This is a genomic window from Pseudonocardia sp., assembly GCF_050250275.1.
GTDB lineage: Bacteria > Actinomycetota > Actinomycetes > Mycobacteriales > Pseudonocardiaceae > Pseudonocardia.
In genome coordinates, this window is sequence record NZ_JBFWOY010000037.1 from 31,919 (window position 1) to 44,178 (window position 12,260).

Annotated in this window: 13 protein-coding genes; 7 read left to right on the forward strand and 6 right to left on the reverse strand. The window is 72.1% G+C overall.

Translation table 11 applies throughout. The features are described 5' to 3' along the window. The first annotated feature begins 20 nt into the window (after positions 1-20). Entirely contained in the window at positions 21-1,472 is a 1,452-nt protein-coding gene (locus AB7F12_RS26865) for a GuaB1 family IMP dehydrogenase-related protein (RefSeq protein WP_428501208.1), read from the forward strand. 123 nt (positions 1,473-1,595) lie between these two features. Here the strand turns inward: AB7F12_RS26865 and AB7F12_RS26870 are convergent, their stop codons facing one another. Then, complete coding sequence (locus AB7F12_RS26870) at positions 1,596-2,879, reverse strand: PhoH family protein (RefSeq protein WP_428501225.1); 1,284 nt, start codon at positions 2,877-2,879, stop codon at positions 1,596-1,598. 331 nt (positions 2,880-3,210) lie between these two features. Next, complete coding sequence (locus AB7F12_RS26875) at positions 3,211-4,536, reverse strand: DUF885 domain-containing protein (RefSeq protein WP_428501209.1); 1,326 nt, start codon at positions 4,534-4,536, stop codon at positions 3,211-3,213. A gap of 342 nt (positions 4,537-4,878) precedes the next feature. Here AB7F12_RS26875 and AB7F12_RS26880 point away from each other — a divergent pair, with 342 nt between their 5' ends. The 3 genes from AB7F12_RS26880 to AB7F12_RS26890 all read left to right on the forward strand — a co-directional run bounded on the left by AB7F12_RS26880 (position 4,879) and on the right by AB7F12_RS26890 (position 6,495). Continuing rightward, a complete protein-coding gene (locus AB7F12_RS26880) occupies positions 4,879-5,268 on the forward strand; it encodes a hypothetical protein (RefSeq protein WP_428501210.1) in 390 nt (129 codons plus the stop codon). A 273-nt stretch (positions 5,269-5,541) separates the two neighbouring features. Beyond that, positions 5,542-5,892 (forward strand): hypothetical protein, encoded by a 351-nt coding sequence (locus AB7F12_RS26885; protein WP_428501211.1) that lies wholly within the window; start codon positions 5,542-5,544, stop codon positions 5,890-5,892. Positions 5,893-6,153: 261 nt separating this feature from the next. After that, positions 6,154-6,495, forward strand: a complete 342-nt coding sequence (locus tag AB7F12_RS26890) for a hypothetical protein (protein WP_428501212.1) — start codon at positions 6,154-6,156, stop codon at positions 6,493-6,495. A 98-nt stretch (positions 6,496-6,593) separates the two neighbouring features. On the opposite strand, the gene AB7F12_RS26895 is transcribed toward AB7F12_RS26890, so the two are convergent. Next, positions 6,594-7,355 (reverse strand): isoprenyl transferase, encoded by a 762-nt coding sequence (locus AB7F12_RS26895; RefSeq protein ID WP_428501226.1) that lies wholly within the window; start codon positions 7,353-7,355, stop codon positions 6,594-6,596. A 110-nt stretch (positions 7,356-7,465) separates the two neighbouring features. On the opposite strand from AB7F12_RS26895, the gene trhA reads away from it, so the two are divergent. Continuing rightward, positions 7,466-8,149, forward strand: coding sequence for a PAQR family membrane homeostasis protein TrhA (gene trhA, locus AB7F12_RS26900; protein ID WP_428501213.1), 684 nt, complete (start codon positions 7,466-7,468; stop codon positions 8,147-8,149). A gap of 10 nt (positions 8,150-8,159) precedes the next feature. On the opposite strand, the gene AB7F12_RS26905 is transcribed toward trhA, so the two are convergent. Next, positions 8,160-8,753, reverse strand: coding sequence for a hypothetical protein (locus tag AB7F12_RS26905; RefSeq protein WP_428501227.1), 594 nt, complete (start codon positions 8,751-8,753; stop codon positions 8,160-8,162). A gap of 143 nt (positions 8,754-8,896) precedes the next feature. Then, positions 8,897-10,909 (reverse strand): thioredoxin domain-containing protein, encoded by a 2,013-nt coding sequence (locus tag AB7F12_RS26910; protein WP_428501214.1) that lies wholly within the window; start codon positions 10,907-10,909, stop codon positions 8,897-8,899. A gap of 69 nt (positions 10,910-10,978) precedes the next feature. Here AB7F12_RS26910 and AB7F12_RS26915 point away from each other — a divergent pair, with 69 nt between their 5' ends. Then, positions 10,979-11,203 carry a hypothetical protein gene (locus AB7F12_RS26915; RefSeq protein ID WP_428501215.1) on the forward strand — a complete coding sequence of 75 codons (225 nt, stop codon included), beginning with the start codon at positions 10,979-10,981 and terminating at the stop codon, positions 11,201-11,203. Between the two features lie 4 nt (positions 11,204-11,207). On the opposite strand, the gene AB7F12_RS26920 is transcribed toward AB7F12_RS26915, so the two are convergent. Further along, on the reverse strand, positions 11,208-11,489 hold the full coding sequence (locus AB7F12_RS26920; protein WP_428501216.1) for a hypothetical protein: 282 nt from the start codon (positions 11,487-11,489) through the stop codon (positions 11,208-11,210). Between the two features lie 156 nt (positions 11,490-11,645). On the opposite strand from AB7F12_RS26920, the gene AB7F12_RS26925 reads away from it, so the two are divergent. Then, the gene (locus AB7F12_RS26925) at positions 11,646-12,260 is read left to right on the forward strand and encodes a hypothetical protein (protein WP_428501217.1); all 615 of its coding nucleotides are present in this window, start codon (positions 11,646-11,648) and stop codon (positions 12,258-12,260) included.

The following is a 12,260-nucleotide window of genomic DNA, read 5'->3' on the forward strand; positions in this document are numbered from 1 at the left end:
CCCGCGTAGTTTCGGACACCGTGCGATTCCTCGACAGCGGCGGCCCCACCCCGGCCGTGACCACCGACCTGACCTACGACGACGTCTTCCTCGTCCCCGGCCGCTCGTCGGTGACCTCCCGGTTCGACGTCGACCTCGCCACCACCGACGGCTCCGGCGCCACCGTCCCCGTCATCGCCTCCAACATGACCGCAGTCGCCGGCCGGCGCATGGCCGAGACCCTCGCCCGCCGCGGCGGCCTCACCGTCCTCCCCCAGGACGTCGACCCCCAGGCCGTCGCCGGGATCGTCGGCTGGATCAAGTCCCGCCACCCCGTCTGGGACACCCCACTCACCCTCCACACCGACGACGCCGTCGCCGACGCCCTCAACCTGCTGCCCAAACGCGCCCACGGCACCGTCGTCGTCGTCGACGACGGCCACCGCCCCGTCGGCACCGTCGACGACGCCGCCTGCCACGGCGTCGACCGCTTCACCCGGCTCGCCGACGTCCTCTCCCCCGCGCCCGTCACCATGCCGATCGACGCCGCCCCCCGCGACGTCTTCGACGCCCTCGGTGGACACGGCGTCGCCCTCGGCCTCGACACCGACGGCCGCCTCGCCGGCCTGCTCACCGCCATCGGCGCCGTCCGCGCCGGCATCTACGACCCCACCCTCGACGACCGGGGCCGGCTGCGCACCGCCGCCGCCATCGGCATCAACGGCGACGTCGGCACCAAGGCCAAGGCACTGCTCGACGCGGGCGTCGACGTCCTCGTCGTCGACACCGCCCACGGCCACCAGGACAAGATGCTCGACGCACTGCGCGCCGTCCGCCGCGCCGTCACCGAGGCCGGCACCGACACCCCGATCGTCGCCGGCAACGTCGTCACCGCCCTCGGCGTCGCCGACCTCGCCGACGCGGGCGCCGACATCGTCAAGGTCGGCGTCGGACCGGGCGCCATGTGCACCACCAGGATGATGACGGGCGTCGGCCGCCCCCAGTTCTCCGCCGTCGCCGAGTGCGCCGCCGCCGGCCGCGACCACGGCGTCCGGATCTGGGCCGACGGCGGCATCCGCCACCCCCGCGACGTCGCCCTCGCCCTCGCCGCCGGCGCCTCCGCCGCGATGATCGGCTCCTGGCTCGCCGGCACCTACGAGTCCCCCGGCGACCTCCTGCGCGACGAGGCCGGCCGCCCCTACAAGGAATCGTTCGGGATGGCGTCCAAGCGCGCCGTCAGCGCCCGCACCCGCGCCGACGGCGACTTCGACCGCGCCCGGAAGTCGTTGTTCGAGGAGGGGATCTCCAGCTCCCGACAGCTGCTCGACCCCGCGCGCCCCGGGGTGGAAGACGTGCTCGACGCGATCTGCAGCGGGATCCGCTCCGCCTGCACCTACGCCGGCGCCCGCACCCTCGCCGAGTTCCACGACCGTGCCGTCCTGGGCGTCCAGACCCCCTCCGGCTTCACGGAAGGCACCCCCCACGGCCTGTGACCCACCCGGGGTTCCGCCCCTCGGAGCCCTGGCCCCCGGGTGCCTCCTCTTGCAGGAACGGCACTTTCGAAGGCGGGCACCCCGGGGCGCCCACCTCACGGCAGGCGTCCCGGGGTCTGACCGTCAGGCCGAGGGGCCCTCCAGCATCTCCGTCACCAGGGCGGCGATGGGGCTGCGTTCGCTGCGGGTGAGGGTCACGTGGGCGAAGAGGGGGTGGCCCTTCAGCTTCTCGATGACCGCGGCGACGCCGTCGTGACGGCCGACCATCAGGTTGTCGCGCTGGGCGACGTCGTGGGTGAGCACGACCCGGGAGGCGGTGCCCAGCCGGGAGAGCACCGTGAGCAGGACGTTGCGTTCCAACGACTGTGCCTCGTCGACGATCACGAAGCTGTCGTGCAGGGACCGGCCGCGGATGTGGGTCAGGGGGAGCACCTCGAGCATGCCGCGCGCGAGGATCTCGTCCATGACGTCCTGGCTGACCAGCGCGCCGAGGGTGTCGAAGACGGCCTGGGCCCAGGGGGCCATCTTCTCGCTCTCGCTGCCGGGCAGGTAGCCGAGCTCCTGGCCGCCGACGGCGTAGAGGGGCCGGAAGACGACGACCTTGCGGTGCTGCTGGCGTTCCAGCACGGCTTCGAGTCCGGCGCAGAGCGCGAGCGCGGACTTGCCGGTTCCGGCGCGGCCGCCCAGCGACACGATCCCGACCTCGGGATCGAGCAGCAGGTCGAGGGCGATGCGCTGTTCGGCGGAGCGTCCGTGCAGCCCGAACGCTTCCCGGTCGCCCCGGACCAGGCGGATGCGCTTGTCCGCGGCGACGCGCCCGAGTGCGGCGCCGGAGCCGCCGAGGAGGCGGATCCCGGTGTTGCAGGGCAGGTCGCGGGCGGCGTCGTGGTCGAGGCTGCCGTCACGGAAGAGGGCGTCGACCTCGTCCTGGGTGACGTCGAGGTCGGCCATGCCCGTGAACCCGGAGCTGACGACGTCCTGGGCGTGGTACTCGTCGGCCGGCAGGCCGACCGCGGCGGCCTTGACCCGCAGCGGCATGTCCTTGGTGACGAGCACGATCTCCCGGGTGCCGCGGGCCTCGGCCTGCAGGTTGAGCGCGCAGGCGAGGATGCGGCTGTCGTTGCTGTCGGTCCGGAATCCGGCCGGCAGCACGCTCGGGTCGGTGTGGTTGAGCTCGACGTGGAGGGTGCCGCCTGCGGTCCCGACCGGGATCGGGGCGTCGAGGCGGCCGTACTGGATGCGCAGCTCGTCGAGCTGGCGCAGCGCCGTACGCGCGAACCACCCGAGCTCGGGGTGGTTGCGCTTGCCTTCGAGTTCAGAGATCACCACGAGCGGCAGGACGACCTCGTGCTCGTCGAACCGGGTCAGGGACCACGGGTCGGACAGCAGCACGGAGGTGTCGAGCACGTAGCAGCGGGACGGAGTGCCAGACGGGGCGTCGGTGCTCTCCGGAACGAAGGCGTTGCGACGGTCGGTCACGGGTGCTCCTTGTGGGCGCGACACCACGCCCAACTCACTGGTGGGCCGGCCGGCCCCTGACGGGTCACCCGACGACTTGCTGCTCGTCGTCCAGCGCCCGTAAGGGCCGGGTGCCGGCCCCCTCGGGTGCAACACACCACGACCAGGGCCTCCCCGGGCGGTTCGCATCGGGTGCGCCCCGCCACCATGAACGCTACTAGCGGTCACCCGGGTGCGGTCAACAGCAACACCGCGTGGCGAAGAACGCGAAGCGGCAGATTTAACACTTCGGACTACCGCTCGTCGCTCTCTGCTCACCGTTGATCGGCGGGTTCGCGGACCGTGACGGGCCGTTGGTCCCGGATGGCGGCCGCCCGTCCGGAGCAACGGGGACTGCGCCGGACGCTGCGGCGGTGAGGTCGGCGCGCAGCTGTGCGGGGACGCGCGGGGCGTCGAGGAGGCGTCGGTAGCGGTCGACGGGGTCGGGTCCGGCGGCGAGCCAGGCGCGGACGAGGGCCTCGCCCTCGACGTAGGCGGTCGTGTACCCGCGCCATCGGGGGTCGACGACGAAGCGCAGCAGGGTGTGGGCGCGGGCGTCGTCGACGAGGAGCCAGCGGCGCAGGTGGGCGGCCGCGTCGGCGACCGACCGGCCGCGGTCGTGGATCATGAGCGCGGCGTCCTGCCGGACGGCGGCGAGGTCGCGCAGCGTGGTGTCGACGGCCTGCGCGAGCGGGCCGTCGCAGCGGATGCCGGTGTCGGCGAGGACGTCGGCGACCCAGGCGCCCCAGTCCGGTCCGGCGACGACGTCGAGCCCGGTGTCGGCGGCGCCCTCGGTGACGAGGCTGTGCGGGGACGGGGTGACGACGAGGTCGCGTTCCGGTTCGCCGGTGTGGCGGACGCCGCGGACGAGGCAGTGCTCGGTGTGGTGGCCGGGGTAGGTCTCGTGGGCGACGAGTGCGGCGAGCTGGGTGGCGCGCAGGCCGGCGCCGGCGGCGATGCGGACGTGGGAGCGCAGTCCGCCGAGGTGACGGGTGAGCCCGGTCCAGGGCCGGTCGTGGACGAGCTCGACGTCGACGTGTTCGTCGTCGGGGAGCCCGTAGTGGGCGCGGGTGCGGTCGCGCAGGGCCGCGAGGAGTGTGTCGACGGCGGCGCGGGTGCGGGCGGGCGGCACGGTCTCGCGGCGACGGTGGACGGCGAGGCGGTCGGCGAGGCTGCCGCGGCCGGGGAGCAGCGCGTCGAGCCGGGTGTGGGCGTCGCGGTAGCGGTCCTCGTCGGGGGTGACGCCGTCGAGGTCGACGTCGAGGGTGGTGCGGACGTGTTCGACGAACCCGATGTGGTCGCCGGCGGCCCGCCGGGCGTGTGTGTGGAGGGCGCCCAGCTGGGCGTCGAGGAGGCTGGTGCGGGCGGGGCCGAGTTCCGCGTCGGGTAGCCGGCGGCGGAGGTGGGTGGCCGCACGGGCGAGGTCGGCGGGGTCGGGCGCGGGTCCGTCGTCGGCGTGTGCGCGCAGTGCCCGGTCACCGGTCCAGGTGTCGACGATGCCCGGGACGAGCCGGTCGAGCCTCAGCGCGAGCAACACGTAGTCACGAGGGACCAGGCTCGGCTGCATCGGGGCACCGTACGCGCAGCCGACGGGTGGTGCCCCGCCGTTGCGTAACCGGGCCTGAACTACACAGCGTGTACCCGTGAAAGGTTACTGGTCCGTTCGTGGAAACCTTACTGACTCTCAGTGCACGAACATGCGCCGACATCGCCTCACGCGGTCCAGAACTGCACTCGATCGAGTGCGTAACTAAACGTAAAGTACTTGCCTCACACGATAGTGGTACGGAAGTTGGTGTAGGGGAAGGCGGCGGATAGCTTTTCCTCAGTCAGCGCGGGCTCCCCGGTCGGGCGTTGACACGGACGGCGTCGGCTTCGGTCGACACCAGAAGACCAACAGGAGATAAACGTGCTGAAGAAGGCTGGAATCGTCGCGGCCACCGCCACCGCGGGTCTGCTCGCGGTCAGCCCCCTCGCCTTCGCCGGCGAGGCCGGCCACGGCCACGGCCACGGCGGTCACCACCACGGTGGCGCCGACCAGGTGAACTCGAGCTCCGAGGTCCACCAGGGTCTGGTCAACGTCTCGGACAACAACATCAACATCCCGGTCACCGCCTGTGGCAACGACCTGCCGATCAACGTGCTGGGCGTTCAGGTCTCGGACGTCACCGCCGACCTGACCGGCGCCCTGGGCCTGCTGGCCCCGGCCGAGGCCAAGAGCCTGGCCGACCAGTCGCAGGACCGCTCCTGTGGCGTTGCGGCTGCGGCCGGCGACACCTCGTCGCAGAGCAACGACTGAGCTTTTCCAGCTCCGCGCGTAGGGCCCCGGACGATCGTCCGGGGCCCTACGTCTGCGTCGAGCGGATTCGCGTCGCATTTCCACCGTCCCGAGTTCACTCGAACGTGGGACGTAACCCTCGGGCCGACACGTCAATTACACGATCGGGTTACCCGGTTTGGTTCCCGGGAACGAGCCGGATACATTTTCCCCAGTCAGCACGGCTCCCCCGTCAGGTGCTGACAAACGTCCAGGAATCGAGTTTCGGTTCCAGATGACCAACAGGAGATAAACGTGCTGAAGAAGGTCGGAATCGTCGCGGCCACCGCCACCGCGGGCCTGCTCGCCGTCGCCCCGCTCGCCTTCGCCCACGAGAGCGGCGACCAGGTCAACTCCAACAAGGAGCTGCACCAGGGCCTCGTGAACGTGTCTGACAACAACGTCAACGTTCCCGTCACCGCCTGCGGCAACAACCTGCCGATCAACGTTCTGGGCGTTCAGGTCTCCGACATCACCGCCGACCTGACCGGCGCCCTGGGCCTGCTGGCGCCGGCCGAGGCCAAGAGCGCGGCCGACCAGTCGCAGGACCGCTCCTGCGACGTCGCGGCTGCGGCCGGCGACACCTCGTCGCAGAGCAACGACTGAGCTTTCTAGCTCAGCACGAAGGGCCCCGGACGATCGTCCGGGGCCCTTCGTCTGTTCCCGGTCACGATTCGTGTCGACGGAATACACCTGATCGGGTGCGTAACCCGGCCGCCGACACGTCAATTACACGATCGGGTTACGGAGTTTGGTTCGGACCCGACACGGCGGATAAGTTTTTCTCAGCCAGCACGGCTCCCCCGTCAGGTGCTGGCACGTTCTAGGAGTCGGCGAGAGCCGACCCGAAGACCAACAGGAGATAACGTGCTGAAGAAGGTCGGAATCGTCGCGGCCACCGCCACCGCGGGCCTGCTCGCCGTCGCCCCGCTCGCCTTCGCCCACGAGAGCGGCGACCAGGTCAACTCCAACAAGGAGCTGCACCAGGGCCTCGTCAACGTGTCGGACAACAACCTCAACGTGCCGGTCACGGCGTGTGGCAACAACCTCCCGATCAACGGCGTCCTCGCCGTTCAGGTCTCGGACGTCGTCGCCGACCTGACCGGTGCCGCGAACGGCTCGGCCGCCTCGAAGGCCGACCAGTCGGAGAACCGCTCGTGCGACGTGGCCGCCGCCGCCGGCGACACCTCGGCGCAGAGCAACGACTGAGCGCCTTCACTCAGCAGCGCCTGACGCGGAATGGCGCCGGACCTTCGGGTCCGGCGCCATTTTCGTGGGTGCGGGAAAAGTATTTGTACGGAGAACGATCAGGAACCGAAACGACGGTGCCGGGCGGCGTAGTCGCGTAGTGCACGAAGGAAGTCGACACGCCGGAACTCGGGCCAGTAGGCCTCGCAGAACCAGAACTCCGAATGCGCCGACTGCCACAACAGGAAGCCCGAGAGCCGCTGCTCCCCGGACGTCCTGATGATCAGGTCCGGATCGGGCTGGCCCGAGGTGTAGAGGTGGGCGGCGATGTGGTCGACGTCGAGGACGTCGGCCAGCTCCTCGATCGAGGTCCCGGACTCGGCGTGCTGGAGCAGGAGCTTGCGCACGGCGTCGGCGATCTCCTGCCGTCCCCCGTAGCCGACCGCGACGTTGACCTGCAGGCCCGTGCGGCCCACGGTCCGGGTGGTGGCGGCGGCCAGCCGTGACGCGATCTCGGTGGGCAGCAGTTCCAGGGCGCCGACGACACGCAGCTGCCACGGCAGTCCGGGCCCGGCGAGGTCGTCGACGACGTCGGCGATGATCTCGAGCAAGGGTTCCAGCTCGTCGGCGGCCCGGGTGAGGTTGTCGGTGGAGAGCAGGAAGAGGGTGACGACCTCGACGTCGGCGTCACGACACCATTCGAGCAGGTCACCGATCTTGGCCGCGCCGACCCGGTGTCCGTCGTTGACGTCGACGAGGCCGGCGTCGCGAGCCCAGCGACGGTTGCCGTCGAGCATGAGGGCGACGTGCCGCGGCCGCTCGGCGCTCTCGAGGCGCCGGGTCAGGCTGCGTTCGTAGACCGAGTAGAGGAGGTCGCGCACGCCCACGGCGGGAGAGCCTACGCGCGCAGCGGGACGGCGCGGAGATCCGGAGTGGCGAGTTCACCTCCGTGGCACGTCGGCGACACGGTCGGTGCCGTAATCTCGGACAGGTGACAGCAGGGACCATGGCCCAGCCACCGGTACCCCCGTTCGTCAAACCACGGATGCGTGGCTGGCTGCACTTCTGGTCGTTCGCGGTGTCGATCCTGGCGGCCGCGGCGCTGATCTCCGTGGCCGCGTCGCTGGTCGGCGCGGCTGCGGCGCTGGCGACGGCGGTGTACAGCCTCACGATCCTGGGGCTGTTCGGGGTGAGCGCGCTCTACCATCGCCGCACGTGGGCGACGGTCCGCTCCCGGATGATCATGAAGCGGCTCGACCACTCCATGATCTTCCTGTTCATCGCGGGCACGTACACACCGGTCGCGGTGCAGACGATGCAGCCGTCGACGGCCCGCTGGGTGTTGTTGACGGTGTGGGGCGGTGCGATCGCCGGTGTCGTGCTGAAGATGGCGTGGCCGGCCGCCCCGTCGTGGCTCGCGGTGCCCATCTACGTGGCGCTGGGCTGGGTCGCGGTGTTCGTGTTCCCCGAGATGCTCCGCACGGGTGGCGTGGCGGCGTTCGTGCTGGTGGTGGCGGGCGGCCTGCTGTACACGGCGGGCGCGGTGTTCTACGCGACGAAGTGGCCGAACCCGTGGCCCGCGACGTTCGGGTACCACGAGTTCTTCCATGCGGCGACGGTGCTGGCCGCCGCCTGCCACTACGTCGCGATCTGGCTGGTGCTGTTCGCGGGCTGACCGGGCGCGGTCACTCGCCGGTGGGGCCCTTGGTGCGCAGCTCGTCGACCTTCGCCATCGCGTCGCGCAGCTCGCCCAGCCACTCCTCGGCGTGCTCGCCGACGAGCCGGACCGCCCAGGCGAGCGCGTCGGACCGTGAGCGCGCGACGCCGGAGTCGACCAGGGTGTCGAGCACGATCCGCTCGGGCTGACGCAGCCGCGTCATGACGGGGACCGACGCCGTCGTGAACAGTTCGGTGACGTCGCCGATCCGGGCACCCCAGGCGACCTTGCGCTGGTAGCGGTGTTCGGCCTGGCGGGCGATGTCGATGCGTTCGTCGCGGGTCTCCTCGCGGAATCGCGAGATGCGGCCGGACGCGGCGGCGGCGCGCTCGGCGCGGCCGGCGTCGGTGTCGTCGAAATCGCCCTCGGGGGCGGTGAGCTCGCCGACGACGACGATCTCCTCGCGGTCGACGGTGACCTCCGGTGCGCCGACGAACCAGCCGTCGGGCAGCCGGCCGGAGAGCCAGGCGGCGGCGTCGTCGGCGCCGGGGAGGTCGGACTGCTGCCAGCCGCCCCGTCCGGGGCCCCGGCCCCGTCCCCCGCCGTGCCATCCGCGGTGCATGCGTCCAGACATGGGGTCCTCCTCGTATGTCGAGCCCCCTACCATCGGCGATTCGATTACGAGATTACACAGCAACACTTGCAACGGCGACGTGTTCGCCGGTGGCGGACGCTGCAGACCTCGTCGGTGCCGGCGCCCGTCGCTCACAGGTGCTCGGTGAGGGGCGCCTCGAGGTCGGCGACACCGGTCACCGGTCGGTCGCACACGAACCCCCGGCACACGTAGGCCGCGGCGGCGCCGTCGACGAGCGGGCGGTCGGCCAGCAGCGGCACCCCGGCGGCGTCCGGCGCCCCGGCGACGACGACCGTCCCGCCGACCGCCACCCGCCGTGCCGTCGCGACCAGGGGAGAGCGACCCTCCGCTCCGACCACCGCCACCTGCACCGGCCCCGACGCCATGGCCTCCGCCGCGGTGAGCCAGTGCCCTGCGAAGCGGGGATGACGCTCGGCGAGCGTGCCGATCGCCGCCACTGCGGCCTCGGCGGCCGCGCGGTAGCGGGCGGAGTCGGCGGGCGCCGCCAGCACCGACGCCGTCACCAGGGCGTTGGCCAGCGCGGACGCCCCGCAGGGCGACGCGTTGTCGGTCAGCTCGCGCGGGCGGTGCAGCAGTTGCTCGGCGTCGTCGGCGGTGTCGAACCAGCTGCCGGGCGCCGACGGGTCGGGGAAACGGGTGAGCGCGAGGTCGAGCAGCCCGGTGGCGGCGGTCAGCGGGGCCGGGTCGCCGGTCGCCTGGTGCAGCGCGAGCAGGCCGTCGGCCAGCAGCGCATGGTCCTCCAGCACCGCCGCCGCGCTGCCGACGACGCCGCCCCGCGACGACCGGCGCAGCCTGCCGTCGACGACGTGCAGCCGCAGCAGCAGGTCGGCGACCTCACCTGCGGCGACGACCCAGTCGGGCCGGTCGAGCACGGCGCCCGCCTCGGCGAGGGCGAGGATCGCCATCCCGTTCCACGACGTCACGACCTTGTCGTCACGCGCGGGCTGCGGACGGCGGTCCCGCGCCGCGAGCAGCCGCGTCCGCACCGCGTCCCAGCGCGGCAGGTCGGGCGGGTCGGCGCGCAGCTGCAACGTCGAGGAGCCGTGCTCGAAGGTCCCGCCCTCGGTGACGGTGAGCAGCGAGGCGGCCCAGTCGGCGTCCTCCCCCAGCACCTCACGCAGCTGGAAGGGCGTCCAGGCGTAGGTGAGCCCCTCCACGCCGTCGGTGTCGGCGTCGAGCGCGGAGGCGAAGCCGCCCTCGGGGGTGCGCAGGTCGCGCAGCAGGAACGCGGCGGTCTCCTCGGCGACCCGGCGGGCGAACGCGGAGCCGGTCCGGCGCGCCAGGTGTGCGTAGACCCGCAGCAGCAGCGCGTTGTCGTACAACATCTTCTCGAAGTGCGGCACCACCCAGTCGGCGTCGACGCTGTAGCGGGCGAAGCCGCCGGCGAGCTGGTCGTAGAGGCCACCGCGGGCCATCCGCTCGGCGGTGAGCTCGACCATCGACAGGGCGGGTACCGAGCCGGTGCGCTCGTGATGGCGCAGCAGGAACTCCAGCACCATCGACGGCGGGAACTTGGGCGCACCGCCGAACCCGCCGGTGCCGGCGTCGAACCCCTGGGCGAGCCCCGCGACCGCGGCGTCGAGCGTGCCCTCCCCGACCACCGACGGCGGCAGCGTCGTGACCGCCGACTCCGCGAGCCGGGCCGCGATCTCCCCCGCGGCGCCCCGGACGCGGTCGCGGTCGTCGTTCCAGGCGGTCGTGACGGCGTCGAGCAGCTGACGGAACGACGGCAAGCCGTGGCCGGGGGCCGACGGGTAGTAGGTCCCACAGTGGAACGGCTCACCGACCGGGGTGAGAAAGCACGTCATCGGCCAACCACCCTGCCCGGTCATGGCCTGGGTGGCGTTCATGTAGACGGCGTCGATGTCGGGCCGCTCCTCGCGGTCGACCTTGATCGCGACGAACGCCTCGTTGACCTGGGCGGCCGTGGCCTCGTCGGAGAACGACTCGTGAGCCATGACGTGGCACCAGTGGCAGGCGGCGTAGCCGACGGACAGCAGGATCGGGACGTCACGACGCTGGGCCTCGGCGAAGGCCTCCTCGGACCATTCCCACCAGTCGATGGGGTTGTCGGCGTGCTGGAGCAGGTACGGGCTGGTCGCCGCGGCGAGGCGGTTCGGCATGGTCAGAGCCTGTCAAACACGCCGGGCGGAAGCTTGTCGGGGACGGCCGCACCGACGAGAGTGACACCCATGGCCGCGAAGCGTTGGAACGACCTCAGCCCGGGAGTCCGGAAGCTCCTCGTCGTGGCCGGCTCGGCCGACGCCGCGCTGCGGGCCGCGGCGTTGTTCGACCTGCGGCGCCGCCCGGCCGAACAGATCCGCGGCCCGAAATGGGTGTGGGTCACCGCGCTGAGCGTCGTCAGCTCGGCCGGGCTCCTGCCGCTGGCCTGGTTCGTCGTGGGACGACGGCGCTGACGGTTCAGTCCTTGCGCGTCTCGGAGGAGGTGTCCTCGCCGGGGACGGCATCGTCGGCGGCGGGCTCCTCGTCGAACGACTTCGGCAGCTTCTTGAGCCGCCGGCTCATCGAGACGATGAGCAGCACCGTCGAGATGCCCAGCAGGATGATGACGACGAGCGCGATCGGCGACGCCTTGCCGAACTCCTCGCCCTTGCCGGGCGGGGGCTCCGGGTCCTGGGCGGGAACGACGACCGCAGCGACCTGGGCGTCCACGGGCACCATCCCGAGATCGACCAGCAGCACCGCACACCTCCGTGACGACGTACCGCCGACCGGCGGCACACACCGACAACCTACGCACCCGCCGCGGCCTCGCGCGTGGCGGCCCTGCACGGCGGCAGGCAGGCCTCGGCGTGGCACGCTCCGCCGATCCCGACCGGACGGACGCAGGAGGTCGACGTGGGCTCACCGTTGACGACGACCCGCCGCTCGCTGCACGGCGTCGCGGAGCTGCTGCTGGCGGGGCCGCAGTACCGGTCGTCGGGAACCATCCGGCTGCAGGTGACGGCGGGCGGGTTCGGCCAGGTCGCGGGTCCGCTCCGGGTGCAGGGTGCCGCCCTGGTGTGGGAGGGCGACCAGGTCCCGCTCGGCGGCACGATCCGCGATCTCGCGATGTGGGCGGGCGTCGAGGCGGGCGGGCCGGACGGGCTCTACTCCGACGGCGCCGGGGTCGACCTCGACGAGGCGCTGAGTGTCGACCCGGCCGAGGCCGACGTGATCCACGGCTGGTTCGCGCTCGGCGACGCCGCGCTGCGGACCCTCGACGGCGACGCCGATCCGGTGCTGTGGCCGGAGCACTTCGACCTGGCCGTCGCGGTGGACCGGGTCAACTACGGCGTCTCCCCCGGCGACGCGTCACTCGCCGAGCCGTACGCCTACGTCGGCCCGTGGGAGGTACCGGACGGCGACTTCTGGAACGCACCGTTCGGTGCGTTCCGCACGATGGCGGAGCTCCCCGACGCCGGCGCGCTCGCCGACTTCTTCCGCGCGGGCCAGGCCGCGGCGCGCCCGTGA

What these genes read in the sequence shown, in the direction of transcription:
- AB7F12_RS26910 (WP_428501214.1), bottom strand. Translation starts at nt 10,909, where the DNA reads ATGCCGAACCGCCTCGCCGCGGCGACCAGCCCGTACCTGCTCCAGCAC.
- AB7F12_RS26905 (WP_428501227.1), bottom strand. Translation starts at nt 8,753, where the DNA reads ATGCACCGCGGATGGCACGGCGGGGGACGGGGCCGGGGCCCCGGACGG.
- AB7F12_RS26915 (WP_428501215.1), top strand. Translation starts at nt 10,979, where the DNA reads ATGGCCGCGAAGCGTTGGAACGACCTCAGCCCGGGAGTCCGGAAGCTC.
- AB7F12_RS26875 (WP_428501209.1), bottom strand. Translation starts at nt 4,536, where the DNA reads ATGCAGCCGAGCCTGGTCCCTCGTGACTACGTGTTGCTCGCGCTGAGG.